Annotated in this window: 21 protein-coding genes and 1 pseudogene; 10 read left to right on the top strand and 12 right to left on the bottom strand. The window is 71.8% G+C overall.

Annotated elements, in window-relative coordinates:
* Positions 1–165 (top strand): annotated as a pseudogene (locus HHX30_RS24540) (sugar phosphate isomerase/epimerase); the annotation flags it as partial.
* A 72-nt stretch (positions 166–237) separates the two neighbouring features.
* Here the strand turns inward: HHX30_RS24540 and HHX30_RS24535 are convergent.
* The 5 genes from HHX30_RS24535 to HHX30_RS24515 form a co-directional block, all read right to left on the bottom strand.
* Positions 238–1,683, bottom strand: a complete 1,446-nt coding sequence (locus HHX30_RS24535; protein WP_211592443.1) for an ATP-binding protein — start codon at positions 1,681–1,683, stop codon at positions 238–240.
* A gap of 57 nt (positions 1,684–1,740) precedes the next feature.
* Positions 1,741–2,235 (bottom strand): MSMEG_6728 family protein, encoded by a 495-nt coding sequence (locus tag HHX30_RS24530; protein WP_169984315.1) that lies wholly within the window; start codon positions 2,233–2,235, stop codon positions 1,741–1,743.
* Between the two features lie 71 nt (positions 2,236–2,306).
* Complete coding sequence (locus HHX30_RS24525; protein ID WP_169984314.1) at positions 2,307–3,392, bottom strand: Zn-dependent alcohol dehydrogenase; 1,086 nt, start codon at positions 3,390–3,392, stop codon at positions 2,307–2,309.
* Positions 3,393–3,432: 40 nt separating this feature from the next.
* Entirely contained in the window at positions 3,433–3,627 is a 195-nt protein-coding gene (locus HHX30_RS24520; RefSeq protein WP_169984313.1) for a ferredoxin, read from the bottom strand.
* Between the two features lie 38 nt (positions 3,628–3,665).
* Positions 3,666–4,130 (bottom strand): pyridoxamine 5'-phosphate oxidase family protein, encoded by a 465-nt coding sequence (locus HHX30_RS24515; protein ID WP_169984312.1) that lies wholly within the window; start codon positions 4,128–4,130, stop codon positions 3,666–3,668.
* An 81-nt stretch (positions 4,131–4,211) separates the two neighbouring features.
* On the opposite strand from HHX30_RS24515, the gene HHX30_RS24510 reads away from it, so the two are divergent.
* Positions 4,212–4,841: a class I SAM-dependent methyltransferase gene (locus tag HHX30_RS24510; RefSeq protein WP_249350372.1), complete on the top strand. Its 630-nt coding sequence runs from the start codon at positions 4,212–4,214 to the stop codon at positions 4,839–4,841.
* A 20-nt stretch (positions 4,842–4,861) separates the two neighbouring features.
* Here HHX30_RS24510 and HHX30_RS24505 read toward each other — a convergent pair whose 3' ends face one another.
* A complete protein-coding gene (locus HHX30_RS24505) occupies positions 4,862–5,269 on the bottom strand; it encodes a RidA family protein (RefSeq protein WP_169984311.1) in 408 nt (135 codons plus the stop codon).
* Positions 5,270–5,367: 98 nt separating this feature from the next.
* Between HHX30_RS24505 and HHX30_RS24500 the strand changes: the two genes are divergently transcribed.
* Positions 5,368–5,748 carry a helix-turn-helix domain-containing protein gene (locus HHX30_RS24500; RefSeq protein WP_169984310.1) on the top strand — a complete coding sequence of 127 codons (381 nt, stop codon included), beginning with the start codon at positions 5,368–5,370 and terminating at the stop codon, positions 5,746–5,748.
* Positions 5,749–5,769: 21 nt separating this feature from the next.
* Here the strand turns inward: HHX30_RS24500 and HHX30_RS24495 are convergent, their stop codons facing one another.
* From HHX30_RS24495 to HHX30_RS24485, 3 genes are read right to left on the bottom strand one after another with little or no spacing between them, the layout of a single operon-like run.
* On the bottom strand, positions 5,770–6,831 hold the full coding sequence (locus tag HHX30_RS24495) for a prenyltransferase (RefSeq protein ID WP_169984309.1): 1,062 nt from the start codon (positions 6,829–6,831) through the stop codon (positions 5,770–5,772).
* On the bottom strand, positions 6,828–7,541 hold the full coding sequence (locus tag HHX30_RS24490) for a methyltransferase domain-containing protein (RefSeq protein WP_310741983.1): 714 nt from the start codon (positions 7,539–7,541) through the stop codon (positions 6,828–6,830). Before HHX30_RS24490 ends, HHX30_RS24495 begins: the two co-directional genes overlap by 4 nt.
* A 31-nt stretch (positions 7,542–7,572) precedes the next feature.
* The gene (locus tag HHX30_RS24485) at positions 7,573–8,814 is read right to left on the bottom strand and encodes a glycosyltransferase family 4 protein (protein WP_169984308.1); all 1,242 of its coding nucleotides are present in this window, start codon (positions 8,812–8,814) and stop codon (positions 7,573–7,575) included.
* Between the two features lie 255 nt (positions 8,815–9,069).
* On the opposite strand from HHX30_RS24485, the gene HHX30_RS24480 reads away from it, so the two are divergent.
* A complete protein-coding gene (locus tag HHX30_RS24480; RefSeq protein ID WP_169984307.1) occupies positions 9,070–10,095 on the top strand; it encodes a GDP-mannose 4,6-dehydratase in 1,026 nt (341 codons plus the stop codon).
* A gap of 26 nt (positions 10,096–10,121) precedes the next feature.
* On the opposite strand, the gene HHX30_RS24475 is transcribed toward HHX30_RS24480, so the two are convergent.
* Positions 10,122–11,933: a hypothetical protein gene (locus HHX30_RS24475; RefSeq protein WP_169984306.1), complete on the bottom strand. Its 1,812-nt coding sequence runs from the start codon at positions 11,931–11,933 to the stop codon at positions 10,122–10,124.
* Between the two features lie 105 nt (positions 11,934–12,038).
* Here HHX30_RS24475 and HHX30_RS24470 point away from each other — a divergent pair, with 105 nt between their 5' ends.
* Positions 12,039–12,362, top strand: coding sequence for a hypothetical protein (locus HHX30_RS24470; RefSeq protein ID WP_169984305.1), 324 nt, complete (start codon positions 12,039–12,041; stop codon positions 12,360–12,362).
* Positions 12,363–12,484: 122 nt separating this feature from the next.
* On the opposite strand, the gene HHX30_RS24465 is transcribed toward HHX30_RS24470, so the two are convergent.
* Together HHX30_RS24465 and HHX30_RS24460 are read right to left on the bottom strand one after the other, a co-directional pair.
* The gene (locus HHX30_RS24465; protein ID WP_169984304.1) at positions 12,485–13,684 is read right to left on the bottom strand and encodes a cytochrome P450; all 1,200 of its coding nucleotides are present in this window, start codon (positions 13,682–13,684) and stop codon (positions 12,485–12,487) included.
* Positions 13,685–13,851: 167 nt separating this feature from the next.
* Positions 13,852–16,683, bottom strand: coding sequence for an AAA family ATPase (locus HHX30_RS24460; protein WP_169984303.1), 2,832 nt, complete (start codon positions 16,681–16,683; stop codon positions 13,852–13,854).
* A gap of 436 nt (positions 16,684–17,119) precedes the next feature.
* Here HHX30_RS24460 and HHX30_RS24455 point away from each other — a divergent pair, with 436 nt between their 5' ends.
* From HHX30_RS24455 to HHX30_RS24435, 5 genes are read left to right on the top strand one after another with little or no spacing between them, the layout of a single operon-like run.
* Positions 17,120–19,375, top strand: a complete 2,256-nt coding sequence (locus HHX30_RS24455; RefSeq protein ID WP_169984302.1) for a TOMM precursor leader peptide-binding protein — start codon at positions 17,120–17,122, stop codon at positions 19,373–19,375.
* Between the two features lie 16 nt (positions 19,376–19,391).
* A complete protein-coding gene (locus HHX30_RS24450) occupies positions 19,392–20,852 on the top strand; it encodes a SagB family peptide dehydrogenase (protein WP_169984301.1) in 1,461 nt (486 codons plus the stop codon).
* The gene (locus HHX30_RS41925; protein ID WP_169984300.1) at positions 20,849–21,661 is read left to right on the top strand and encodes a biotin/lipoyl-containing protein; all 813 of its coding nucleotides are present in this window, start codon (positions 20,849–20,851) and stop codon (positions 21,659–21,661) included. The genes HHX30_RS24450 and HHX30_RS41925 overlap by 4 nt, the downstream gene beginning before the upstream one ends.
* A gap of 11 nt (positions 21,662–21,672) precedes the next feature.
* Positions 21,673–23,925, top strand: a complete 2,253-nt coding sequence (locus tag HHX30_RS24440; RefSeq protein WP_283246857.1) for an NHLP family bacteriocin export ABC transporter peptidase/permease/ATPase subunit — start codon at positions 21,673–21,675, stop codon at positions 23,923–23,925.
* Entirely contained in the window at positions 23,922–26,897 is a 2,976-nt protein-coding gene (locus HHX30_RS24435) for an NHLP bacteriocin export ABC transporter permease/ATPase subunit (RefSeq protein WP_169984298.1), read from the top strand. Before HHX30_RS24440 ends, HHX30_RS24435 begins: the two co-directional genes overlap by 4 nt.
* Positions 26,898–26,936: the final 39 nt, after the last annotated feature.

The following is a 26,936-nucleotide window of genomic DNA, read 5'->3' as shown; positions in this document are numbered from 1 at the left end:
GCACTCAACCACATCGGCTACGACGGCCCCATCTCCATCGAGTGGGAGGACGCGGGCATGGACCGGCTGCACGGCGCACCCGAATCCCTCGCCTACATCCGCTCCCTCAACGCCATCACCCCACCCGACGCCGCCTTCGACGCCGCCTTCTCCTCCGAGAGCTGACCACTCTCCCCAGCTCCCGTGAGGCCCGGGGCCGGGTCGCGCACCCGCGCGGCCCGGCCCTTCGTCATGTCCTCATCCCCACGCCGCGACCACGTCGCCGGCGTTCCACGCCAGGCCGACGCCCTCCACGTCGGGCCGGATTCCGGACAGTGACACCACCGCGAGGCCGCCCGCCTCCGGGTCGAACCCCGGCACCTGTACGGCGTCGCGGCGCAGTGCGGCCAGGTCGTGGCCGTCGAACGGCGTGCCGAGCCACTTGATCGAACCCGCGAACAGCACCCGCCGTGCCACCGGCGCCCGGTCCGCGCCGACCAGGTCCACCTCCGGGGAGAACCGGCGGTTCCACCAGCCGCCGACGGCCTCCGCGTCCGGCCAGGGCAGCTCTCCCGCCGCGGCGGCCATGCCCAGGGCCTGTCTGACGACCGGTTCGACGGCCCGGCCGCGCAGACTCGCCCAGCGTCGCCGTACGAGCCGGAAGGCGAGGTCGGGGCGTCCCCGACGGGAGTGTTCCGCCGCGGCGCGCAGGACGCCGAGGTACATCCGCAGGTTGTGGTCCCGTATGCGGTACAGCGCCGGCTTCCCCGGCTGGACGGACAGCGGTTCGTCCATCGCCAGGACGCGCTTCTCGCCGGTGAGCCTGCGCAGGAGAGGGGAGAGCGACCCGGACTGCAACGGACCCTCGCGTCCGCCCGCCGTCGCGGCGATGGCGGCGTGGGTCCTGTCGCCGCTGCCGACCGCTTCCAGCACCCGGCGGGCCTGGTCGGGCGAGGGGAACTCGGCGAGAAGGACGGATTCGGGTACGCCGAAGAGGGCGGACGCGGGGTCCTCGCACTCCTGCCGGATGAACTCCATCGGGGGAGTGCCGTGCGGCCAGGCACGCAGGACCCCGGGCAGCCCCCCGCTGGCGAGGTACGCGTCGATCGCATCGCCTCCGGTCAGGCCCAGTGCCCCGGCGGTCTCCGCGGGATCGAGCGGGTCGAGTGCCATGGTGTCGGCCCGCCCGTAAAACGGCCGGTCGTAGGCGGTCAGCCGCTCCATCATGTGCAGATCGCTGCCGAGCAGGAGCAGGAGAACGGGCTTGACGGACAGGAGTCTGTCCCAGGCCGTCTGCAGCGCGCCGTCGAACAGGTCGTCCTGTTCCGTCAGCCAGGGCATCTCGTCGACGACGACGATGGAGGGGGTCGGCGGGATCGCCGCGTGCAGCACGCGAAACGCCTCCGGCCAGCTTCCACTGGTGACGCGGACGACCTGCTCGGGATCGGCGGGTAGGCACGACTCCCTGAGTTCGGCGCAGAACTCCGCGACCGCCTCAACCGGCGACATCCCCTTCGTGGCGGTGAAGAAGAGGTACGGCACCCCTGCCCTGTCGCAGAACTCCTGAACGAGCCGGGACTTGCCGACCTGCCTGCGTCCCCTGATGGCCATGGCGGAGCCGGCGCCCGTCCGGCTCACCCGGTCGAGGCGCTTGGTCAGGGCGGCCAGCTCTCGCCGCCGGCCGATGAAAGGAACCGCGCCCACCGCACTCCTTATGTAGATGACATCTACGTAGATGCAATCTACAGGCCTGCCCGGGTGCTAGAGGGTACGGCGGGGTGGGAGCAGGGCGTTGACGCGGTCGGAGTCGGGCCAGACGTAGGGAAGGTCGTCGGGGTCGCCGGGGAACTTCGGGCCGTAGAAGTCCGGATCCTTGCGCAGCAGGGCCGAGCGGTGACTGAGGTGGAGGGCGTGGTCGCCGAGCCACGGCGGCAGTTCGCCCGCCTCCGCGAGGGCCGTCTGGGTTCGGGGTGTCCCGATGCCCCGGCACTCGAGCAGCTCCCTGCTCATCGTCCCGGCGCAGGTGTCGGCCCGGCCCAGGTCGCACCAGGCCGCGACGATCTCCAGGCCGTAGCGGACCAGCGCCTCCTCGTAGCCGGCCCACATGTGCGCCACCGGATGGTGCCGCCAGCCGTACCCGGGGACGGTGAGCGTACGCAGGACCTGCAGGGCCTCGACCCGCTGCTTGCCGAGGCGGAGCGGGTCGAGGACGCGGGCGGTGGCCGAGAAGTCCGGGTACGGCAGGAACGTCTGCATGACGCCGGTCTGGCTACCCGGGTCCGCCGGAGATATCCCCGCACGCAGGGAGATCTCCGGCGGAGGAGGTGTCAGTCGAACAGGACGATCTGCCGGAGCACCTCGCCGCCGCGCAGGGCGGCGACGGCCTCGTTCAGGTCGCCGATCCTGATCCGGGAGCTGATCATGCTCTCCAGGTCGAGCTTGCCCGCCTTGTAGAGGTTCACGAAGCGCGGGAAGTCCCGGCGGACGTCGGCGTCGCCGTACAGCGAGCTGAGGATGTTCTTGCCCTCGAACAGCAGGGAGAAGGCGGTCAGCGGCACCTGGTCGTCCATGGCGCCCGCGCCGACGACGATGACGTCGCCGCCGCGCCGCGTCGCCTGCCAGGCCGTCATGATGGCGGCCGACTTGCCGACCACCTCGAAGCCGTGGTCGAAGCCCTGGCCGCCGGTGAGCGTGCCGATGGCGTCCATGAGCTGGTCGGGGGTGCAGGCGTGGGTGGCGCCCACCTTCTTCGCGAGCGCGTGCTTGGACTCCAGCGGGTCGATCGCGAGGATCGTGGTCGCGCCGGAGATGCGCGCGCCCTGGATCACCGACAGGCCGACGCCGCCGCAGCCGACGACCGCCACGGTCGCGCCGGGGCGCACCTTCGCGGTGTTGAGCACCGCGCCGACGCCCGTCGTGATGCCGCAGCCGATCAGCGCCGCCGCCTCGTACGGCACGTCCGGGTCGACCTTGATCGCGCCCTGCCACGGCACGATGATCTCCTCGGCCCAGGTGCCGCACCCGGCCATGCCGAACGCCGGGGTCTCGCCGCCGAACCGGAAGCGGGGCTCGGTGAAGCTCTTCATCATGTACGTCATGCAGAGGTTCGGCTGACCGACGTTGCAGCTCGGGCAGTCGCCGCAGGCGGGCGTCCAGTTGATGATGACGTGGTCGCCCGGCTGCACGGTGGTCACGCCGTCGCCCACCTCGACGACCTCGCCCGCACCCTCGTGGCCGGGAATGATCGGGAGCGGCTGCGGAAGCATCCCGGTGAGCACCGAGAGGTCGGAGTGGCAGACGCCGGTGGCCCTGACCCGCACCCGGACGTCACCCGGGCCCACCGGCGTCAGCGTGAAGTCGTCTCTGATGTCGAGCTTTTCGTCGCCGACCGCGTGCAGAAGCGCGCCGCGCATGGGGACCTCCTGGTGTTTCCGGGGGTGGAGTTCCGCGCGGTCACTCGTCGTCGAGCGACAGCGCGGCCTTGGGGCAGGACCGGACCGCGTGGCGGACCCGGTCGAGCAGTTCGGCGGGCGGCTCGGGCATCAGCACGTGGAGGTTGTCCTCGTCGTCGACTTCGAAGACCTCCGGTGCCAGGCCCATGCAGACGGCGTTGGCCTCGCACACGTCGTAATCGACCTTGATCTTCATGGCGCGTCCTCCTCCTGGGCGTCACGTCACGCTGGAGTTCACACGCTATCGCCGAGCTTGCGGTGGTCCCAGGAGACGACGCGAACCGGCTCGACCACGTAGGCCACGCGCTTGCGCGCGGTGTGCTCGACGTAGCCCCGCGCCTCGGGGCCGTCGACGGGCATGCCGGTCATCCGCCGGGTGACGTCCAGGCCGATCTCCAGGACGGCCGCGGGGTCGTCGATCGGTCGCGCCTTCCCGTAGACGAGCACGCCGCGCAGCTGCGCGTACTCCTCCCCGGTCTCGATCAGGCAGCTCACCCGAGGATCGCGCTCGATGTTGCGGGCCTTCTGCGACTTGCCGTACGTCCAGAACGTGACGCGGCCGTCGTCCAGCCCGTAGAACATCGTGACCAGGTGGGGCGTGCCGTCCGGGTTGATCGTGCCGAGCTGGAGCTTGCGGGCGTCCCGCAGGAGCCCGGCGATCTCTTCCTCGCTCATCGCGATACGGGCGCGCTGGTTCACGAAGCAAAGTAGAACACGTTGCATCAGGGCGGACAAGGGGCAGGCCGAACATCATTCGGGTCGTTGGGTAGGGTGCGCCTCATGCTGACTCCGATGCCCGACGACCTGCGCCGCGCCGCCGAGGAGGCGCGCGGTTTCATGCCGCCCGCCGAGGGCGAGGCGCTCTACGAGATCGCCTGCGCGTACGGCTCCCGCGGCCCGATCTGCGAGATCGGTACGTACTGCGGCAAGTCGGCGATCTACCTGGGCGCCGGGGCGCGGCGGGCGGGCACGGTGGTCTTCACGGTGGACCACCACAGGGGATCGGAGGAGATCCAGCCGGGCTGGCCGCACCACGATCCCGAGCTGGTGGACCCGAGGACCGGGCGGATGGACTCGCTACCGTTCTTCCGGGACACGATCGCCGCCGCCGGCCTGGAGGACGAGGTGATCGCGATCGTGGGCGCCTCGGCGACGGTCGCCCGTCACTGGTCGACCCCGCTGGCCGTGCTGTTTATCGACGGCGCCCACTCGGAGGAGCCGGTGACGGCCGACTACGAGGGGTGGGCGCCGCACGTGATGAAGGGCGGCGCGCTGGTCTTCCACGACATCTACCCCGACCCGGCCGAAGGCGGGCAGGCGCCGTACCGGGTCTACCGGCGCGCGCTGGAGTCGGGCGCCTTCCGCGAGGTGCGCGTGACCGGGTCGCTCCGCGTGCTGGAACGCCTCTGACGGAGCGTCCCGGCACGCGTTCAGCCGACGACCGCGACGGCCTCGACCTCGACCAGATGCTCGGGTACGTCCAGCGCGGCGACGCCCAGCAGCGTGCCGGGCGGCACCGGGGTGACCCCCAGCTTCGCGGAGGCCCGGGCGACCCCCTCCAGGAACAGCGGCATCTTGGCGGGAGCCCAGTCGACGACGTAGACGGTCAGTTTCGCCACGTCGTCGAAGGAAGCGCCGGCCCCGGCCAGAGCGGTGGCGACGTTGAGGTAGCACTGCTCGACCTGGGCGGCGAGGTCGCCTTCGCCGACCGTGACCCCGTCGGCGTCCCAGGCGACCTGTCCGGCGACGAAGACCAGCTTCGACCCGGTCGCGACCGACACCTGCCGGTAGGCGTCGATCTCGGGGAGTCCCATGGGGTTCAGCAGGGTGATGGCCATGCTGCCACCTCCTCTATAGTCTCTTGTGGTTACTGAGGAACTGTAGGAGAGTGGCGGCTGACAAGGAAGAACGCACTTTTCAGTGACAGGGGAACCTCATGGTGACCAAGCAGTTCAGCGGCTCGCCGGAGGAAGCGGACCTGACGCGCGCGGACTCTCTGGCGCGGGAGATCTTCTCGGACATCGCGAACAAGTGGGCGTTGCTGATCATCGAATCCATCGGCGATCGCACCCGGCGCTTCAGCGAGTTGCGCGACGAGATCGAGGGCGTCAGCCACAAGATGCTCACCCAGAATCTGCGCATGCTGGAGCGCAACGGCCTGGTCGAGCGGACCGTGCACCCCACCGTGCCGCCGCGGGTCGACTACACCCTCACCGAGCCGGGCCGCGCTCTGCGGGCGGTCGTCGACGGAATGTGCGACTGGACCCACCGGTACCTCGGTGACATCGAGGCCTCTCGCAGCCGCTTCGACGGCTGACAGCCGCGTGCGGCCGGCTTGTCAGGCGCGGGCGCGCTCGCAGCCGCACTCGCCGGTGATGCGGGCCTCCCGGCCGCCGGCGTCGCGGAAGATCCCCGAGCCGGGGGTCGCGCGGGCGAGGGCGTCCGCGGCGAGCACCACCGCGGCGGCCGTGTAGCCCGACCGCTCGTCGGGGAAGTGCCGCTCGTTCACGAACTGCCATCCGGTCCAGTAGGAACCGTCCTCGTGGCGCAGGTGCTGCATGTCGGCGAACACCGCCAGCGCGCGCTCCCGTAACCCGGCGGCGTCGAGCGCGAGCACCAGTTCGCACGACTCCGCGCCGGTCACCCAGGGCTGGTCGGAGACGCAGCGCGCGCCGAGGCCGGGCACGACGAAGGTGTCCCACTCCAGGTCGAGGCGCCGGACCGCCGCCGCGCCGCGTACGGCGCCGCCGAGCACGGGGTAGTACCAGTCCATCGAGAACCGGCTCTTGTCGGCGAACGCCTCCGGGTGGTCGGCGATCACGTGGCCGAGCTGGTCGGCGGCGAGCTCCCAGTCGGGCTGCGGGTCGCCCAGCCGTTCGGCGAGCAGCGCCCCGCACCGCAGGCCCTGGTAAATGGAGGAGGATCCGGTGAGCAGGGCGTACTCCGCCGGACGGCCCTCGGCGTCGCGCTGCCACAGCACCTCGCCGCGCGCGGTCTGCAGGCCGATGACGAAGTCGAGGGCCCGGGTCACCACCGGCCACATCGACCGGGCGAAGTCCTCGTCGCCGGTCACCAGCAGGTCGTGCCAGACCCCCACCGCGATGTACGCCGCATGGTTGGACTCCCCGGCCGCCTCGGCGGGCTCGCCGTCGCGCACCTTCATCGGCCAGGAGCCGTCCGGTCGCTGGTGCCGTACGAGCCAGTCGTAGCCCTTGCGGGCCTCCTCGCGCAGCCCGGCGACGGTCAGCGCCATCAGGCACTCGATGTGGTTCCACGCGTCGATGTGGCCCTCGGGCCAGGGCACGCCACCCTGCTCGTCCTGGATCGCGGCGATGCTCTCGGCCGTACGGACGACCTGCTCTGGGGTGATGATTCCCGAAACGTCCGGCAGCCGCCTCATGCGGGCTTCCGGACGTAGACCACCACGCTCTTGCCGATCAGGGGGTTGAGCACGGCCTCGGCCAGCCGGGTGGCGAGGGGGCGCTTCATGATGTCCCAGACGAGAAGCTCGTGGTAGGCCTTGGCCAGCGGGTGCCCGTCGTCGTTCACCCCGACCGCGCACTTGATCCACCAGTACGGCGAGTGCAGGCCGTGGGCGTAGTGGTGGCCGCCGACATCGAGCCCGGAGGCCTTCAGCTTCGCCTGGAGCTCCGCCAACGTATAAATCCGGATATGTCCGCCGGGGGCCGTGTGGTAGTCCTCCGACAGGGCCCAGCAGATCCGCTCGGGCAGGAAACTCGGCACCGTGATCGCGGCCCGGCCGCCCGGCTTCAGCACGCGTACGATCTCGCGCATCGCGGCCATGTCGTCGGGGATGTGCTCCAGCACCTCGGCGGCGATGACGCGGTCGAACGACGCGTCGGGGAACGGCATGTCGAGGGCGTCGCCGACCACGGTGTCGCCGGTCGCGCCCGCCGGCACCTCGCCCTCCTTGTCCATGGCCGCGAACATGGCCGCCACGCTCTCCATCTCGGCGGCGTCCATGTCGAAGGCGACCACGTCGGCGCCCCGGCGCAGCACCTCGAAGGCGTGCCGGCCACCACCGGCCCCGAGGTCGAGGACACGGTCGCCCGGTCCGACGGGCAGCCGGTTGAAGTCGACGGTCAGCACTCGCTGCCTGCCTTTCGTCAGTTCTGGGGAGTCACCGCGAGGGGGTGTGGGCGGCGATGGCCTCGTGGTAGGCCTCGACCGTGCGGCGGGCGACCACCGGCCACGCGTAGCGCTCCATGACGCGCTCGTAGCCGCGCCGGCCGAACTCGGCGCGCTCCTCGGGGGAGTCGAGCAGGCGGCGCAGCACGGCGGCCAGCTCCTCGGGGTCGCCCGGCGTCACCTGCACGGCCGCGTCGCCGACCACCTCGGGCAGGGCGCCCGTACGCGAGGCGACCAGCGGCGTGCCGCACGCCATGTGCTCGACGGCCGGCAGCGAGAACCCCTCGTACAGCGAGGGGACCACCGCGACGTCGGAGGTGGCGATGAGCTCGGCCAGCTCCTCGTCGGGGATGCCGTGCACGAACCGTACGCGGTCGTGCAGGGACAGCTCGTTGACGAGCTGTTCCGTGGGCCCTCCGGGGGTGGGCCTGCTCACGACGGTGAGGTTGACCTCGCGCTCGGTGGCGAGCTTGGCGACCGCCCGCAGCAGGGTCGCCACGCCCTTCATGGGCGAGTCGGCGCTGGCCACGGCGACGATCGAACTGTCCCGCTTCGGCAGTTCCGGCCGGGGGTGGAAGAACCGCGTGTCGACCCCGAGCGGGATCAGCCGCATGTTGGACTGCGGCACGTCGAAGTCGCGGTGGATGTCGGCCAGCGACGACTCGCTGACCGTCAGGATCGGGCTGAGCCGCGGCGCCACGATGCTCTGCATGCGCACGAAGCCGTACCAGCGGCGCATCGACAGCCGCTTCCAGCCCTTGGCGGCCTTCAGCTCGATCCGCCGGTCCACGCTGATCGGGTGGTGGATCGTGCCGACCACGGGGAGCAGCTTCTTGATGCCGAGCAGGCCGTAGCCCAGCGTCTGGTTGTCCTGGACGACGTCGAAGTCGCCCCGCCGCCTCTTCAGCTCGCGGTAGGCCCGCAGGCTGAACGTCAGCGGCTCGGGGAAGCCGGCCGTCCACATCGTGGCGACCTCGAGCGCGTCGATCCAGTCGCGGTATTCGTCGAGCTTCGGCGTGCGGAACGGGTCCTCGTCGCGGTAGAGGTCCAGGCTCGGCACCTTGTTGAGGATCACGCCCTCGTCCAGCTCCGGGTACGGCTGGCCCGAGAAGACCTCGACGTGGTGGCCCAGAGCGACGAGCTCGCGGCTGATGTGGCGCAGGTACACCCCCTGGCCGCCGCAGGTGGGCTTGCTGCGGTAGGACAGCAGCGCGACTCGCAGCCTCTCCGCCAAGAGGCACCCCTTTCCAGCCGGTTTCCCGCCGTGCCCCGTGGGGCTGCTGCCAGGAACACTACCATTTGACCTTAGATGGGGTAGGTGAGGTGGAAAGGGTCCTCGATCGACTGTCACCCTGCCCGACCTGGGGTGTTAGCTTACCCGAACGAGATTCGGTGTAACACGTTCTAGCAGTGCATATGTAGGACACGGCCGGGCAGGGCGGTACATTCGCCTCTCATAGGCCAAGTTGGGCGCTACGAGGAGGATCCGTTGGCCAGGCGTGCGCTGATCACCGGCATCACCGGTCAGGACGGCTCCTATCTCGCGGAACACCTGCTGAGCGAGGGATACGAGGTCTGGGGCCTGGTCCGGGGGCAGGCCAACCCCCGCGTCCCGCGGGTGCGCCGGCTCCTGCAGGACGTACGGCTGGTCCGCGGCGACCTGCTCGACCAGGGGTCGCTGATCTCGGCCGTGGAGAAGGTGCAGCCGGACGAGGTCTACAACCTGGGCGCGATCTCGTTCGTGCCGATGTCGTGGGAGCAGGCCGAGCTGACCGGCGAGGTGACCGGCATGGGCGTGCTCCGCGTGCTCGAGGCCATCCGCGTCTGCTCGGGGATCACCGCCTCGCGGGGCTCGGCGGCCGGGCAGATCCGCTTCTACCAGGCGTCGTCCTCGGAGATGTTCGGCCAGGTCAGGGAGACGCCGCAGACCGAGCGCACCCCCTTCCACCCCAGGTCGCCGTACGGCGTGGCCAAGGCGTACGGGCACTTCCTTACGCAGAACTACCGCGAGTCGTACGGGATGTTCGCGGTGTCGGGGATCCTGTTCAACCACGAGTCGCCCCGGCGGGGGGCCGAGTTCGTCACCCGCAAGGTCTCGCTCGGCGTCGCGCGGATCAAGCTCGGCATGGCCGCGGAACTGCGCCTGGGCAACCTGGAGGCGCGCCGCGACTGGGGATTCGCCGGCGACTTCGTCCGCGCCATGCACATGATGCTGTCGGCCGCCGAGCCCGAGGACTACGTCATCGGCACCGGGCGCACCCACTCGGTGCGCGAACTGGTCGAGGCGGCGTTCGCCGCCGCCGATCTGGACTGGGAGCGGTACGTCGTCTGCGACGCGGCCCTGCACCGCCCGGCGGAGGTCGACCTGCTGTGCGCGGACCCGAAGAAGGCCCGCACGCAGCTCGGCTGGGAGCCGACGGTGTCGTTCGAGGAGCTCGTGGGGATGATGGTCGAGGCCGACCTGCGCCTGCTCGCCGACGGCGGCGACCCCGAGCAGGACTCCTCCTGGGCCTGACACCCCCGGCAGGGGGCTGATGGGGGCTACGGCGGAGTGAGAGCCCGGCTCACCGCCTCCGCGACCTTGCCGATGCCATATTCGAGACGGCGGAAGTAGGTGGCCCTGGACAGGTGGAGGCGATGCGCGAGGAGGTCGTGGCCTCCGGCGCGGGTGAGGTAGTACAGGCGGAGGATCTGTCCGGCTTCGGCGTCCACGGCGGACGCCGACGACGCGAGCGCCTCCACGGCCTGCCGCAGGAGGTCGGCGAGCGCGGGCGCCGGACGCGGGCCCGAGGCGGCCGTCCGATTCCGTGTGCGGAGCTCCCGCAACGCGGTGCGGACGAGTTCGGCCGTCCGGTCCGGTCCCCCGGAGTGAGGGTCCTGCATCCGCCGCAGCCACCCGGGCAGGTTCTGCGCCGTGAACGTGTGGGCGTAGAGGGCGCTCGGCCGGCCGCACCGGTAGACGTCGTGCCGCGTGTCGCCCATGCGGCGCAGGCCGAAGCGCGCCGCCATCTCCTGGTAGGGGATCCACGGCGTGGACACCACGAGCCGGCCGCCGGCCATCCCCGTGGTGAGGATGTGGCGGACGAGTGCGGGCTGAGCGCGGGCGAACCCCGGCTCGACCGCCATCATGCCGACGACCGATCCGGAGCGTCCGGGGTTCAGCACACTGTCCGCGTGCTGCTGGAGCAGCGGCTCCAGTGCCGGTGCGGCGTCCGGATCCAGCGGCGTGAGGTTGACCATTCCCACCGCGTGGTCGTCGGTGTCCACCGCGAGATGGAAACCGTGGTCGGCGCCGGAGAGCCACAGATCCCGCATCCGCTCCACCTGGCGTTCCGCCAGGCCCTCGGCGTCGCCCCATAACCGGATCAGGCGGCCGATCGTCTCGTCGTCGCCGGCGTCGGCGCGGCGCACTGAGAACTCGCCGCGCCCGTCGGCGTACAGGTCCCGGCGCGCGCGCCGGTTTCCCGACAGATAGAGCACCTGGTCCGCGAGGCGGGCCCGCAGCGGTGGGTCGGCGGTGCGGGCCAGTTGACGGTGACGGTGCTCGGCGGCGCGCGCGGCCATGTCGTCGCGGAGGACCGGGTGACGCCAGCGATAGGCGAGATCGAAGAGCGTGCGGTACGGCTCGGCGACGGTCAGCCCGTGACGGTCCGGGCGGATCACGCTCAACCCTCTCAACCGGGTGAAGGCCCCGGGCGGCAGCCGTGTCAGGGCGGTGAGGAGATCCTCGTCCACTCCGTCGACGGCGGCCACGATCGGCAGCGCCCCGGGAGGAATCCCCCGGGCCTCCACGCCCAGGCGGAGCAGCACCTCGGTGGCGGCCGCGTCGGCCAGCGCGCCCTCAGGACCCGGTGCGCCGTCTCTCATGATCGCTCGGCACAGTGAGTCCGCCACGAGTGGGATCCCGCCGCTGAGCCGTACGACCAGGTCGGCGCAGGCCGGGTCGGTCACCCCGAGCGCGGAGGCCAGCCCGCGGATGTCCGTGGGCGACCACGGCCCGAGCTCGACGGTGACGAGCGGCCTGTGCGCCCACCCGGGCCGCGAGACCAGGGGCAGCCGGCTGGCGATCAGAAACCGGCCGTGCCCGGCGCCGTCCAGGAAACGTGCCGCCGCCTCCGCGCGACGGCCGGTGTCGACGCCGTCGATGGCGAGCGGTGCGGGCCCGCCGGGGTGGGCCCCGGCCGGCGTGCGGGCGAGGTCGACGAATCCGGATGACAGCGTCGTGAGCAGACGGCTCTTGCCGACCCCGAGCGGGCCCACGACGTTGACGATCGCCGACGCGTGCTCGGCGCCCGCCTCGCCCAGCGCCGCGACGACACCACGGGCGGCCTCCTCCAGGACTGCCGGCACCACGTGCGAGCCGCCCTGGGCGGAGGCGGGGAGGTTGAGACCCGCTTGAGACTTCGCCGGAGAAGCGAGCCGATACGTTCGGATCACGTCGAGAACGGAGAGGTGATCATGTTCAGTGCCATCCGCGCACGCGCCGGCGCCGCCGCCGTCGTCATCGGTGCGATGAGCGTCCTCGCTGTGACCGCCCAGCCCGCCCAGGCCGCCGTCGACCCGGCCAACTGCCGGTTCGGCTACAACCTGTCCATCGGACGCGTGGCCGCCGACTGCTGGAACAGCACCGGATCGGGGTGGTATCTCCAGCTCACCTGCGACCGCTTCAACGGCAGCCACTACTACGCCAGAGGATCGATCGTCTACGGCAGCGGCGTGTCGGCCGCGCAGTGTGACGCGCACATCTCCGAGATCGGGGGCGTCACGATCGTCAACGTCTGAGCCGGCGTCCACCGGGTCACACCACCGTGATGCCGGACGACGTCCGGGAAGAGCGCATGGATCCCCCTTCGGAACGCATGCCCGCGACGCGGGGGCGATGCCCCCGCTGCCGGCGCTGCCCGTCAGCCGAGGGTGACGGGCAGCGTCTTGATGCCGTTGATGAAGTTGGACCTCAGCCGCTTGGCCTCGCCGGCCTGCCGGATGCCGGGCAGGCGCTGGGCCAGCACCTCGAACAGCACCCGAAGCTCCAGCTTGGCCAGGTGGTTGCCGAGGCAGAAGTGCGCCCCGCCCCCGCCGAACCCGATCTGGGGGTTGGGATCGCGGCCGATGTCGAACTCGTCGGGCCGCTCGAACACGTCGGCGTCCCGGTTGGCCGACGCGTAGAAGACCACCACCTTGTCGCCCTCGGCGATCTTCTGGCCGCGGATCTCGCTGTCCGCGGTGGCCGTACGCCGGAACAGGTTGACCGGGGACACCCAGCGGACGATCTCGTCGGCGGCCGTCCTGGCGAGGGAGGGGTCGTCCACCAGGCGCTTCCACTGGTCCGGATGCTCGAAGAGGGTCAGCATGCCGCCGGACGCCGCGTTCCTGGTGGTCTCGTTGCCCGCCACGATGAGCAGCAGGACGAACAGGTCGAACTCGTCCTCGCTCAGCGTCTGCCCGTCCTCGTCGGGCTGCAGCAGCTTGGTGACGATGTCGTCGCGGGGCTCCTGCCTGCGTGCCTCGGCGAGGGTGTGGGCGTACGAGTAGACCTCGAGGGCGGCGGCCTGCCCCTCCTCCGGGCTGGTGGAGTAGTCGGGGTCGTCGCTGCCGATCATGCGGTTGGACCACTCGAAGATCTTGTCCCGGTCCTCGACCGGCGCGCCGAGCAGCTCGCAGATCACGTACAGCGGGAGCGGCGCGGCGATGTCCCGCACGAAGTCGACCTCGGGCTTGTCCCGGACCTCGTCCACCAGCGCGTGGCAGATGTCGCGGATGTGCTCCTCCAGCCGCCCGATCTGGCGCGGGGTGAAACCCCGGTTGACCAGCGAGCGGCGCCGGGTGTGGTCGGGCGGGTCCTGGTTGAGCATCATCAGGCGCTGGAGCTCGCGTTGCTCCTCGGGCATCTCGTCGAACAGCGCCAGCTTGCGGGCCGAGGAGAACAGATCGGAATGGCGGGAGACGTGGACGACGTCCGCGTGCTTGGTGATCGCCCAGAATCCGGGCCAGTCGTCCTGCCCCTCGTGCCAGTAGACGGGCGCGTTGTCCCTGAGCCAGCGGAGTTGCTCGTGCGGGACCCCGCTGCGCGTGTAAAGGTCCTTGTCGACGAGGTTGATTTCCATGCATCCACCTAATCGGGTTCGGCTGCCCTTGGTAAGAGGGATGATCGCCCTGTCGGCGCGGTACGTGTGGTCGACGCCTGCTCGACCTGAAATCGATCTGAAACGTGTTCTAGTACGCGTGCGACGGCCCGTCAAGGGACCCGGAGGTGACGGAGCGCTGGCGCGTCCTATTCCTCCTGGCCGGGCCACCGGCCCGTGCCGGCGTGGCGTTCGCGCAGCCGTTTGACGATCTCCGCCAGCTCGGCACGGGTGTGGATGCCGAGCTTGCGGTAGATGCGGGCCAGGTGGGTGTCCACGGTCCGCTTGCTGATGGACAGCTCCGTCGCGACCTGGAGGTTGCTCAAGCCGCGCAGGACCAGGTCGGTGACCCGCATCTCCCCGGCCGTCAGCGGTGACGGGCCACCGGCATGCCCGCCGCGGGGCCGTCCGCCGGTGCCGGCGAGGCTGCGCTCGGCGAGCGCGGCGAGTCGCACGGCGCCGCGGCCGTCGGCGAGCGCGTACGCCTCGCTGAGCGTGTCGTGGGCCCGGCGCGCATCCCCGGCGGCCTGCAGGGCGATGCCCATGCGCACCATCGCGCGGAGGCGTTCCATGCCGCCCTCGGCCCCGTCGAGCACGGTCAGCGCCTCGGTGAGCAGGTCGAGGCGGCGATCACCCTCGGCGGTCGTGCTCATGGTGCTCAGCGCGCGGCCGATGCCGTAGGGGGCGCCCCAGGCCCGGGCCAGCTCCAGTTCCTCCTCGGCCAGGCGGCGGGCGGTCACGCGCTGGCCGAGCCGCATGTAGGCCAGCGCCGCCTGGCCGCGCCAGCCCCCGCAGGCCGGGTTGACCACCCCGGCCGACAGCAGCTGCCGCCCGGCCTCCAGCAGGGCCCGCAGCCCCTCGCGTACGTCGCCCCTGGCGATCGAGACCCGGCCCTGGGCCTCCAGCAGGGCTCCGTGCAGGAAGGGATGCACCGGCTCGCGCGCGGCGACCTCGTCGAACAGCGCGTGTGCGACGTCGAGTTCGTCGCGCTCGAGGAGCGCGCGGGCCGCGCAGGACACCGCGGCGGCGTGCAGTCCGAAGGCGTGCGACGCCCGCGCGAAGAGGATGGCCTCACGCGCGTGCGCCAGCGACGCGCGCAGCTCCCCCCTGCGGTAGGCGACGTCCGACAGCAGCGTGACGGCGAGGGCCTGCCCGGTCACCGAGGCGTGCGCCCGCGCGTCGGCGGCCACCTGCTCCGACCAGTACGCCGCCTCGTCCACGCGGCCCGCCCACAGCAGCGCGATGACCAGCGTCGGCGGGATCGGCCCGCCCGCGTCGAGGCAGCGCCGGGCCAGGGCCAGGGTGCGCTCGCGGTGCTTTCCCCTGGCCGCGCCGGACAGCGCGGCGGTGGCGAGGTAGTCCTGTGCTCCGGCGCTGGTGCCGGTGCCGAGGTGGCGCATCGCCGCGCGTGAGCCGTACGACTGGCCGGTGAGCAGCGCCTGCGCGCTGAGCCTCAGCAGCACCTCGCGGCGGTCGGGAAGCCGGCCGTCCGGGTCGTCGTCGAGACCGCGGGCGACGTCGCAGAAGGCCGAGGCGGCCTCCGGGGAGTTGAGCGTGAGCAGGGTGGTGGCGAAGGGAGCCAGGGAGTCGGCCCGCTCGCCGACGCCGTCGGCGAGTGCGGTCACGGTGCGGAAGTGCCGCAGGCAGGCGGGGATGTCGAGGTGCACCACGACGGCGCCCAGCTCGGCGGTCACCTGGAGAACGGTCTGGCCCTTGGCCGTGGCGAGTGCCCGGTGGAGGTAGCGGGTCGCGTCCTCCCAGGCGTTCTCGGAGACCGCCTCCCGCGCGGCCTCGCGCAGCACCGACACGGCCCACGGGTCACCGGTGGGACTGGCCGACAGCAGGTGCCGGGCCGACCGCTTGGGCGGCGAGCCGAGGCGGTGCAGCAGCGAGGCCGCCCGCCGGTGCAACTCGTCGCGCGCGCGGGGATCCATCCGCGCGAGGATCGTCGACTGGACGAGGTCGTGCGTGAACCGCTGCGGGGGGCTGCCCTCCAGCAGGCCCGCCCCCGCGAGTGCCTGTCCCGCCTCCTCGGCCGCGACCGCGCCGTACCCGGCCAGCATCGCCGCCGTCTCCAGCCCCGCGTACGGCGCGATGATGGCCAGGCTCTGCAGGAGGGTGAGGATGGACGGATACCTGCCGCCGAGCCATTCGAGGACGGTCTCCGACAGAGCGATGGCGCCGATCCGCTGCACCCTGGGCAGCTCCGAGCGGTCCGGCAGGACGTCGGCGGCGGCCAGCCGTGCCGCCGTCTCCAGCAGGAGCAGCGGGTTGCCCTTGGTGAGGCGGTGACAGGCGCTCACGATCTCGTCGTCCACGGAGGCGCCCAGCGCCGACTCGACGAGCGTGGCGGCGCATTTCCGGCACAGCGCTGAGGGCCTCAGCGACCGCGCGTACGGCAGCGCCAGGATGTCCCGGACCGTCTCGCCGGCGCTGCGGTCGTCCGCGTCGCAGGTCAGGATCATCGCGATGGGCAGGCCGTCGAGCCGCCGGGCGATGTAGGAGCACCACTGCGCCGACTGAGGGTCGGCATGGTTGAGGTCGTCGACCGCGATGATGAGCGGCTGTCCCGCGGTCAGCGAGCGGGTGGCCCGGTAGAGGTCGTCGAGCAGCGTGGCGGGCACGCCCGGCGCGCTCCCGTCGTACGTCACGGCCGTCATCGCGGGCGCGTGCACGTTCGCCTCGAGGACGGCGGCGGGGACGCCGAGCTCGGCCCGTCCCGAGCCGCTCATCATCGGGTCGAACAACTGACGGACGATGCCGAACGCGAAGGAGCGCTCGTCGGCGTGACCCCGGGCGCTCAGGACCACTCCACCCGGCCTGCGCGCCAGCGCCGCGTGCAGCAGCCGGGTCTTCCCGATTCCCCGGGTGCCCTGAATCACCAGTACGGCGGGCCGCCCATCGGAAAGCCCGGCCAGTACGTCGTCGACGACCTCTAGCTCCTTGTCACGGTGCAGTAGTACCGGCCGCCCTGAGGCCATCCCTACCCCCGGACCACATGCTTATTTTTCTCGACACACGGATCATGCCGGACAGGGTCGGCCTTCTGTCAATACGTGAAATCTAGTCGAGTAAACACACAATCACCGACAAGTAGTGGTTGATTCCCGTCAGGATTTCCGGTCCGATGACTGGGGTGAATCGCCCATTCGTAGCCGGAACCCTCACGCGTCCGGGAATTCGGGCGGCCGAATCGCCGCGACGGCCCGGCGCCCGATGCCGTCGGAGCCCGTGGGGCATACGTATTCCGCCGCGCGGCCGGCGCATACGCATCGCCGTACGCACCAGTCCGGATTCCGCGTTGTGCGGGCGATGCGTACGTATATATCCGTATGGCGATAAATACGTCTTTACTTCCTCCTGAATCCAATGGAATTCTCCGCTCATCGGCTAATCGCGCAGTGAATGGCGGGGGGCATGGAACGGCCACGGCTAAAGGCGCACTTCACCACCGAAGTCCTCGACGACGCGAAAGTCTTCCTTCTGGCGGAGGGCCAGCACTATCTCGTACGCGGCGCGGGCTCGGGCCGCGTCCTTCCCTATCTCGACGGCCGGCACACGGTGATGGACATCGTCCAGGCACTGGCCGGCGAACTGTCACCGGCCCAGGCGGTCCTCGCCATCCGGCGCTATGAGGCCGCCGGTCACCTGGTCGAGGGCCGGCCGGCCCTGACCGACCCGGTGCTCGCTTTCTGGGACGCGCAGGGCATCGACCCCGCGGCCGTCGTCACGGCCCTGGAGCAGACCTCCTTCCGCGTGTTCGCGGGCACGGGCGTCGACCCCGGACCGGTCGAGGCGCTGCTGCGCGAGCACGGGCTGCGCACGGATCCGCACGGCGACGGCATGGTCGTGGCGGTGGTCGACGACTACCTGGACCCGGGTCTGGAGGAGCTCAACGCCGAGTGCCTGGCGGCCGGGCGGCCCTGGGTGCTGGTCAGGCCGGCCGGCACCGTGGCCTGGCTCGGACCGCTGTTCCAGCCGGGTGACACGGGCTGCTGGGCCTGCATGTCCCAGCGGCTCGAGGGCAACCGGCAGGTCGAGCGTTACCTGGCGGGCAAGCGGGGCGGCGGGCGGCCGACCCATCCGGTGCGCGAGGCCCTGCCGGGCGGCGTGGCGGCGGTGGGCGGGCTGCTCGCGGCCGAGCTCGTGCGGACCGCCGCCACCGGCAAACCCTCGACGCTGCAGGGCACGATGATCACGGTCGACCTGCGCACGCTCACCACCGCCGAGCACCAGCTGATCCGGCTGCCGCAGTGCCCGGTGTGCGGCGATCCCTCGCTGATCCGCGAGCGCGAGCCGAAGGTGGCGCTGGCCTCGCGGACCGCCCGGCACGTGACCGACGGCGGCTACCGGGTCGAGCAGCCCTCGGCGACGTACGCCCGGCTCGAGCGGCACATCAGCCCTTATCTGGGCGCGGTCACCGGGCTGCGCCCGTGGACCGGCGAGGACAACGGTGTGACCTACAGCTACACCGCGGGTCACAACTTCGCGATGCTCGGCGACAACATGGACCTGCTGCGCCGCAACCTGCGCGGTCAGAGCGGCGGCAAGGGCCGGACCGAGGTCCAGGCCAAGGTCAGCGCGCTGTGCGAGGCGATCGAGCGCTACTCGGGCGTGTGGCGCGGCGAGGAGCCGGTGCTCAAGGCGGCCTACGCCGACATCGGGGAGGGCCTCGCGGTCCACCCGGACGACCTGCTGCTGTTCTCGGACAAGCAGTACGGCGACCGGTCCGCCTGGAACAGCGACCCCTCGCACCGGCTGCACCTGGTGCCCGAGAGGTTCCGCACCGACCTGCCGCTGGACTGGTCGCGGGCCTGGTCGCTGACCGCCGACGAGGAGCGGCTGATCCCCGCCGGATACGCCTGGTACGGCCACCCCGACCTGGAACGTCACTTCTACTGCGTCGGCGACTCCAACGGCAGCGCCTCGGGCAACACCCTGGAGGAGGCGATCCTGCAGGGGTTCTGCGAGGTGGTGGAGCGGGACGCGGTCGCGCTGTGGTGGTACAACCGGGCCCGCAGGCCCGCCTTCGACCTCGACTCGCTCAACGAGCCCTACGTCGACACGCTGCGCGAGTTCTACGCGGACATGGGCCGCAGCCTGTGGCTGCTCGACCTGACCACCGACCTCGGCGTGCCGGCCTTCGCCGGCGTCTCCCACCGGCTCGACCACCCGGTGCAGGACATCATCGTGGGGTTCGGCGCCCACCTCGATCCCCGGATCGCCGCGCTGCGGACGCTGACCGAGGTCAACCAGTTCCTCCCCTCCGTACGCCGCAGGGACGAGAACGGCGAGACGATCTACCACGACGACGACATCGCCACGCTCCGCTGGTGGAAGGAGACCACCGTCGAGAGCGACCCCTGGCTGCTGCCCGACCCCGCGCAGCGTCCCCGCACGCTCGCGGACTACGTGGTGCCGCAGGACACCGACCTCGCGGCCGACGTCGAGACCTGCGTCTCCAGGGCCGCCGCCTGCGGCCTGGAGATGATCGTGCTCGACCAGACCAGGCCCGACCTTGAGCTCAGCGTGGCCCGGGTGCTGGTTCCCGGCATGCGCCACTTCTGGCGCCGGCTCGGCCCCGGCCGTCTGTACGACGTCCCGGTGGCCCTCGGCTGGCGGACGCGGCCGGCCATGGAGGAGGAGCTCAACCCCACCAGCGTCTTCTTCTGACCGATAGGGGAGAGCGATGCACACCGTTCAGCTGCGGCTGCGCCGCGACGCGGGCCTGTCGGAACCGGAGGGGACGCCGGGGGCGCTCACCCTGGCCACGCCGTTCGGCCCGGCCGCGCTGCGCGGTCTGCCGCCGGGCGCGGTCGCCGCGCTGCGCGCGCTCGCGGGCGGCGGCGTGAGCGAGGAGGAACTGGCCGGGATCGTCACCTCACACGACGGCGAGGGCGGGCTGCTGCGCTGGCACCTGCTGCTGCGCAAGCTGTCGGCGGGGGCGCTGCTGGAGCGGGCGGTGACGTCGTCAGGCGGTGACCCGGTCGCCGTGCTGCGCCCCTACGGCGGCGGTCCCCTGCGCGCGGCCGCGCCTCTCGCCGCGGACGCCAGGGTGCGCCTTTCGAGGTTCGCCGTCGCGGCGCCGGAGGACGGCAGGCTCGTGGTGCGCGCGCCCCGCAGTCCGCTCGGGGTGGAGCTCGCCCCGGCCGCCGCCCCGCTGCTCGGCCTGCTCGCGGACTGGACGACGCCGGCCGTGCTCGTCTGCCCAGGACTGGCGGACGCGACCACGGCGGCGGTCCTCGGCCTGTTCGCCGACGCCGGACTGCTGGTGCGGCTGACGCCGGAGGGGGAGGACCCCGAGCGCGGCGCGGCGCCGCTCGCCCAGTGGTCGCCGGCCGACCTGTGGCTGCACACCCGCACCAGGGAGCCACGCACGAGCGGGCGTTACGGCGGCAGCTATCCCATGCGGGGCGTGTGGGATCCGCTGCCCGTGACGCCGCCCGCGTTCCCCGGGCCCAGGATCCCCCTGGAGCCTCCTGACCTGGACGCGATCGCGAAGACCGAGGCCGGTCTCACCGAGGTGCTGGAGGCACGCCGCTCGATCCGCGAGCACGACGCCGCCGCCCCGATCACCCTGGATCGCCTCGGCGAGCTGCTCTACCGCACGATGCGCCAGCGGAGCACGTTCACCGGTGAGGACGGCCAGGAGCTGGCCGACCGGCCCTACCCGTCCGGAGGCGCCGTCCACGAGCTGGAGGTCTATCCCCTCGTCGTCTCCTGCGAGGGCCTGGAGCCCGGGCTGTGGCACTACGCCGCCGGCGCGCACGCGCTGGAACGGGTGGCCGATCCCGGCCCCGCGACCCGCACGCTGCTCGACCGGGCCAGGTCGGCGGCGATGATGACCGACGACCCCCAGGTCCTGCTCCTCGTGACGGCCCGCTTCGGCCGGGTGATGTGGAAGTACGAGACCATCGCGTACTCGCTGATCCTCAAGCACGTCGGCGTGCTGTACCAGACCTTCTACCTGGTGGCCACGGCCATGGGCCTGGCGGTCTGCGGACTCGGCGGCGGGGACGCGGCGGAGTTCGCCGCGGCCAGCGGCCTCGACCCGCACGCGGAGGGCAGCGTGGGCGAGCTCGTGCTCGGCAGCAGGCCGGGGGCCGCGGCGGGGACGCCGCCGCAGTGGCGGACGGGGGTGCCGATGTGAAGTTCCGGTTGAAGGCCCTGCAGCGGATGCGGGAGCCCGACGAGCTCGACTCCCCGACGCTGCTCGCTTCCCCGCGCGGCTGGATCGCCACGTTCGTCGTGCTGATCGTGGTCGTCGCCGCGGGGGCGTGGTCGTTCGTCGGCCGGTTGCCCGTCACCGTCACCGCCAAGGGGCTGCTGACCCGCCCGGCGGGCACCGCCGAGCTGCAGAGCCCCTACACCGGGACCGTGCGGACCATGATGGTGAGCCCCGGCCTGCGGGTGGTGCGTGGTCAGGCGGTGGCGGAGGTCCTGCGGGCCGACGGCACCGTGCGCACCGTGAGCAGCCCGTTCGCCGGCGAGGTCGTCACCACGTCGGCGAGCGTGGGCGCGATGGTCCGCGAGGGCGACGGGCTGCTCGCGATGGAGCGGACCGACGACCCCCACGACCGCATGGTCGCGATGCTGTTCGTGCCGGGCGACCACGCGCTCGGCATCGCCCCCGGCCGGATGGTCGACCTCGCGGTCGCCGACGCCCCGCCCGGCGTGTTCGGGCTGCTGCGCGGCAAGGTGACCTCGATCAGCCCCTACCCGCTGATGGCGGAGGGCGTCGCCGGCCTCGTCGGCGGGGACCTCGCGGCCCGCGGCTACGTCACCGCGCAGCCGCCCCGCCTGGTGGTCGTCGACCTCCTCCCCGACGCGGCGACCCCCTCCGGCTACTCCTGGACGACCGAGACCGGTCCCCCGACGAAGCTGCGGTCGCAGGTCACGGTGACGGGCACGGTCACGCTCAGCAGCCAGACCCCCTTCAACCTGCTCCTCGGACGCTGAGAAGGAGACGGATGAGCCAGGTCACGGCGCCCCGCGCCGACGCCCAGCCGCCTCGCGCCCCACGCAGGCGCGCTCATCCCCGAAGGGGCGGCCGGCGCGGGAGCACACCGACCGTCATCCAGATGGAGGCCGTCGAGTGCGGGGCGGCCGCCCTCGCCATGATCCTCGGCCACTACGGCAAATTCGTGCCGTTGGAGGAGCTGCGGGCCGCCTGCGCGGTGTCCCGGGACGGTGCCAAGGCGTCCAGCGTGATCGCCGCCGCACGCAAGTACGGGCTGGAGGCCAAGGGCTTCCAGATGGAGCTGGACGACCTGCGTGACGTCGTCAAACCGGCGATCATCTTCTGGGCGTTCCAGCACTTCATGGTCGTCGAGGGCATTCGCACCCGCTTCGGCAGGCAGGCGGTGGCGGTCAACGACCCCGCGAGCGGTCCCCGCCTGCTCGACTGGGACGAGTTCGACTCGGGCTTCACCGGCATCGTGCTGACCTTCGAGCCCGGGCCCGGGTTCCGGCCCGGCGGCCGCCCCACCCGGGTGGCCGAGGCGCTGCTGTCGCGCCGCATGCCCACCGGCCGGGCGCTGCCGCTGGTGCTGCTGGCGAGCCTGCTGCTGGTCGTGCCTGGGATCATCGCGCCGGCGTTCAGCCGGGTGTTCATCGACCACATCCTCACCGGCCGCAGTCCCGGCTTCATCCTGCCGCTGCTGCTGGCGATGTCGATGACCGCCCTGGCGATGTTCGTGCTGACCTCGGTCCAGCGGCACTACCTGCTGCGGATGGAGATACGGATGGGGCTGGTCAGCTCCGCCCGTTTCTTCCGTCATCTGCTGCGCCTGCCGGTGGAGTTCTTCCTGCAACGCAGGCCCGCCGAGGTCTCCAGGCGGGTGTCGGCCAACGACTCGGTCGCCGAAATCCTGTCCAGGGATCTGGCGATCACCGTCGTCAACCTCGTCCTGGTGCTCTTCTACGCGGTCGTGCTGATCCGGTACGACCTGCTGCTCGGCCTCATCGGCGTGGGCATGGCGCTGCTCAACATCGTGGTCCTGCGGCAGGTGTCGAGGGCCAGGACCGACGCGGTGGCCGCTTTGCGGGCCGACCTCGGCAACCTCACCTCGGCCACCTTCAACACGCTGCAGCTCGTGGAGACCGTCAAGGCCACCGGCGCCGAGCCCGGCGCGTTCCAGAGATGGGCCGGTTTCCTGGCCAAGGCCGTGACCGCCCGGCAGCGGCTGGGTGTGCCCAGCGCGGTCATCACGGTCGTGCCACCGCTGCTCGCCGGGGTCAACAGCGGGCTCATCCTGCTCGTCGGCGGCCTGCGGGTGGTGGACGGCGCGGTCAGCGTCGGCCTGCTGGTGGCCTTCCAGAGCCTGCTCGGCGCACTGTCGCGGCCGGTCACCCAGCTCACCAACCTCGGCGGGCGCCTCCAGTACATCTCGGCCGACATCACGCGCCTGTACGACGTGGAACGCCACCCCCGCTCGCCCGTCTTCGACCGTGAGGACAGGCCCTTGGGCAGCCGCCTCGACGGGTCGATCACCTTCGACGAGGTGACGTTCGGCTACAACCCGCTGGCCAAGCCGGTGATCAGACAGGTGTCGTTCTCGGTGGTGCCCGGCCGCCGGGTGGCGATCGTGGGGAGCTCGGGAAGCGGCAAGTCGACGATCGGCAGGCTCGCGGCGGGGCTGTACGGGCCCACGTCGGGCCGGGTGCTGCTCGACGGGCGCGACCGCCAGGAGATCTCGCGGACCGAGCTGGCGGCCTCGATCGCGTACGTGGACCAGGACATCTCGCTGTTCGAGGGCACGGTGCGCGACAACCTCACGTTGTGGAGCGACGACGTCTCCGACGAGGTCGTCACCGCCGCGCTGCACGACGCGGCCATCTTCGACGTCATCTCCGCCCGCCCCGGCGGGCTCAACAGCGGGGTGCGCGAGGGCGGGCGCAACTTCAGCGGCGGCCAGCGTCAGCGGATGGAGCTGGCCAGGGCGCTGGCCGCGCAGCCGACCCTGCTCGTCCTCGACGAGGCGACCAGCGCGCTGGACCCGGAGACCGAGCGGGTGATCGCCGACAACCTGCGCCGCCGGGGATGCGCCTGCCTGATCATCGCTCACCGGCTGTCGACCGTACGGGACGCCGACGAGATCCTCGTGCTGCACGAGGGCGAGGTGGTGGAGCGCGGCATACACGAGGACCTGGTGCGCCTCGGCGGGCACTACGCGCGGCTGATCGAGAACGCCCGGACGGGCGGCGAGGGAGCGGACCAATGAGCGTCTCGACCGTGGCGGAATCCCCGGCGTTCTCGTCGTTCTTCACCGACGCGGCCACGCCCGTCGACTACTCGGCCGACCGGCTGCTCGTGCTCGCCGACCTGCGCGAGGTGCTGCTGGTCGAGCACGGCGCGGTCGACCTGTTCGCCGTACGCCTGGAGAACGGCAGGCCGGTCGGCAGGTGGAACTACCTGTGCCGGGTGCGGCAGGGCACGCTGATGCTCGGCTCGCCCCGGGGACCCAGGCACAGCATCGTCGGGCGGCCGGTGCTCGGCACCCGCGTGTCGCGCCTGCCGCTGGCCCGGCTGGAGGGCCTGTCGGCCCGGCGCGTCCACGGCCCGTCCCGATCGGGCAAGGCGGTCCGCGCCCTGTCCACCCGTGAGTACGGCCTGGCGGTGCGCGAGTTCGTGCGGGGCCTGGATGCCGGGGTGGTGGCGCTCGCCGCGTCGATCCGCGACACGCTGCCCCCGCGCGACTTCGTCCCGCTGGTGCCGCACGAGCCCGTCGTCGTCCGCGAGGGCGAGGCCGTCCGTTCGGTCGACGGCGTCCAGTGGATCACCGTCGAGGACGGCGTGGTCGAGATGCCCGAGGGCGTCGCCGGTCAGCTCAGCGCGGGCGCCGAGGTCTGCGTCACCGAGCGGGACTGGCTGGTGGCGCTCGGCCCGGCCCGGCTGCGCGCCCGGTCGACCCTCGACCTGCTCGGCGAGGGCGCGCTGTGGCACCGGTGGGTCGAGTACACCACCCGCTTCCTCTACACGATCGACCGGCGGGTCGAACGCCGGAACTCCGCCGAGCTGAAGGTGCTGACGAGCCGGGCCGAGCGGGGCGGGGACGTGCTGCGCACCACCGCCCGCGGGTTCGACACGCTGGTGCGCGACACCGAGGCGCGGGTCCGCCTCGCCGACGTCGCGGGGGATCCGCCCGCACTGGCCGCCGCGCGCCTGGTGGCCTCGCACGCCGGCTTCTCGGTGACCGCACCCCCGCAGGGAGGGGCGCACGGCGGCCGGATCGACCCGCTCCAGGCCATCGCGCTCGCCTCCGGCGTGCGCACTCGCAGGATCAGGCTGGACGACCGCTGGTGGCGGCGGGACATCGGGCCGATGGTGGGCTACCTCACCTCCGACGGGGCGCCGGTGGCGCTGCTGCCCATCGGGTCGCGCTACGTCATGGCCGCGCCGGGGGAGGAGCGCGTCACCCCGGTCACGGCGGCGGTGGCCGGCACCCTGACCCGGCACGCCGACGTGCTGTACGAGCCGCTGCCGCCCACCGTCGCCGGGGTGGGCGGGCTGCTGCGGTTCGGGCTCGCCAAGAACCGCAAGGACCTGTGGACCCTGCTCAGCCTGGGCACACTGGTGGCCATCATCGGCCTGCTGGTGCCCGCCATGACCGGCCTCGTGCTCGGCACGTACGTGGCCAGGGCCGAGCGCGAGATGATCGTGCAGGGCGCGCTGCTGGTGATCGCGGGCTCGCTCGTGGCGGCCGCGCTGTCGGTGGTGCAGAACTTCGCCGCGCTGCGCATCGAGGGCAGGTCGTCGGCACGCCTGCAGGCCGGCGCGTGGATGCGGCTGCTGTCGCTGCCGGCGACGTTCTTCACCAACTACTCCACCGCCGAGCTGGGCACCACGGTCCTCGGCGTCAGCGTGGTGCAGGAGACGCTGTCCGGCGTCATGACGACGGCGGCCCTCGGCCTGTTCGCCGGGCTGGCCAACCTCGTGCTCGTCTACTTCTACGACGTGGGGCTGGCGCTGATCGCGACGGCGCTCGTGCTGGCCGGAGTGCTCGTGTGCGCGGTCGCGGGCTGTTTCGAGGTGCGCCTGCAGCGCAGGCTCTACACGCACGAGCAGCGGTTGTCGTCACGGGTCTTCCAGCTTCTTACGGCGGTGCCGAAGCTGCGGGTGGCGGCGGCCGAGGACCGGGCCTTCGGGGTCTGGGCGTCGCAGTTCCTCAGGGCGCGCAGCATCGGCGTGTCCGCCCGCCGGGTGCAGAACTTCGTCACGACCTTCAACGCCGGCTTCCCCCTGGTCGCCTCGGTCATCGTCTTCGCCGTGGTGGCCGGGCCGATGCTCGGGCAGGTGGCCGTTCCCGCGTTCCTGGCGTTCTTCGCCGCGTTCAACCTGCTGCTGGCCTCGGTGCTGCAGTTCACCGGCGCGGCGATCACCGCGATGAGCGTGGTGCCCATGCTGGAGCGGATGCGGCCGATCCTGGCGGCCGAGCCGGAGGAGCACACGGGCAAGGCCGATCCGGGCGAGTTGTCGGGCCGGATCGAGCTGTCGCGGGTGTCGTTCCGGTACGGCGAGGACGGGCCGCTCGTCCTGGACGAGGTGGACGTGTCGATCGAGCCCGGTGAGTTCGTCGCCGTCGTCGGCCCGACCGGCAGCGGCAAGTCGACGATCCTGCGGCTGCTGCTGGGCTTCGAGTCGCCGAGCTCGGGCACGGTCCTGTACGACGGCCAGGACCTGGGCGAGCTGGACATCGGCGCGGTGCGCCGCCAGTGCGGGGTGGTCCTGCAGAACAGCGCGCTGCTGGCCGGCGACATCAAGACCAACATCATCGGCAGCACCGATCACACGACCGACGACGCGTGGGACGCCGCCGGCATGGCGGGCATCGCCGACGACATCGCGAACATGCCCATGGGCATGCACACGGTGCTGTCGGAGGGCACCAACACGCTGTCGGGCGGGCAGCGCCAGCGCATCATGATCGCGCGCGCTCTCGTCTCGCACCCCCGCATCGTGCTGTTCGACGAGGCGACCAGCGCGCTGGACAACCCCACCCAGAAGATCGTCACGGAGAGCACCCGCCAGCTCAACGCCACCCGGGTCGTGATCGCCCACCGGCTCTCGACGATCAGGGACGCCGACAGGATCGTGGTGCTCGACCGCGGGCGCGTCGTCCAGCAGGGCAGATACCACGAGCTGCTGGAGGACGCCGGCGGGATGTTCGCCCGGCTGGCCCGCCGGCAGATCTGACGACCGGAGACGTGTGCGCCGCCGGCGGACCCGGGGTCC

This window comes from Microbispora sp. H10836 (assembly GCF_012999525.1).
Classification (GTDB): domain Bacteria; phylum Actinomycetota; class Actinomycetes; order Streptosporangiales; family Streptosporangiaceae; genus Microbispora.
This window is presented reverse-complemented; position numbering and strand designations above follow the sequence as displayed.

Coding starts and splice junctions, on each gene's coding strand:
- HHX30_RS24530 (WP_169984315.1), bottom strand. CDS start 2,235: ATGCAGACGTTCCTGCCGTACCCGGACTTCTCGGCCACCGCCCGCGTC.
- HHX30_RS24525 (WP_169984314.1), bottom strand. CDS start 3,392: ATGCGCGGCGCGCTTCTGCACGCGGTCGGCGACGAAAAGCTCGACATC.
- HHX30_RS24520 (WP_169984313.1), bottom strand. CDS start 3,627: ATGAAGATCAAGGTCGATTACGACGTGTGCGAGGCCAACGCCGTCTGC.
- HHX30_RS24510 (WP_249350372.1), top strand. CDS start 4,212: ATGCTGACTCCGATGCCCGACGACCTGCGCCGCGCCGCCGAGGAGGCG.
- HHX30_RS24505 (WP_169984311.1), bottom strand. CDS start 5,269: ATGGCCATCACCCTGCTGAACCCCATGGGACTCCCCGAGATCGACGCC.
- HHX30_RS24500 (WP_169984310.1), top strand. CDS start 5,368: ATGGTGACCAAGCAGTTCAGCGGCTCGCCGGAGGAAGCGGACCTGACG.
- HHX30_RS24495 (WP_169984309.1), bottom strand. CDS start 6,831: ATGAGGCGGCTGCCGGACGTTTCGGGAATCATCACCCCAGAGCAGGTC.
- HHX30_RS24470 (WP_169984305.1), top strand. CDS start 12,039: ATGTTCAGTGCCATCCGCGCACGCGCCGGCGCCGCCGCCGTCGTCATC.
- HHX30_RS24465 (WP_169984304.1), bottom strand. CDS start 13,684: ATGGAAATCAACCTCGTCGACAAGGACCTTTACACGCGCAGCGGGGTC.
- HHX30_RS24460 (WP_169984303.1), bottom strand. CDS start 16,683: ATGGCCTCAGGGCGGCCGGTACTACTGCACCGTGACAAGGAGCTAGAG.
- HHX30_RS24455 (WP_169984302.1), top strand. CDS start 17,120: ATGGAACGGCCACGGCTAAAGGCGCACTTCACCACCGAAGTCCTCGAC.
- HHX30_RS24450 (WP_169984301.1), top strand. CDS start 19,392: ATGCACACCGTTCAGCTGCGGCTGCGCCGCGACGCGGGCCTGTCGGAA.
- HHX30_RS24440 (WP_283246857.1), top strand. CDS start 21,673: ATGAGCCAGGTCACGGCGCCCCGCGCCGACGCCCAGCCGCCTCGCGCC.
- HHX30_RS24435 (WP_169984298.1), top strand. CDS start 23,922: ATGAGCGTCTCGACCGTGGCGGAATCCCCGGCGTTCTCGTCGTTCTTC.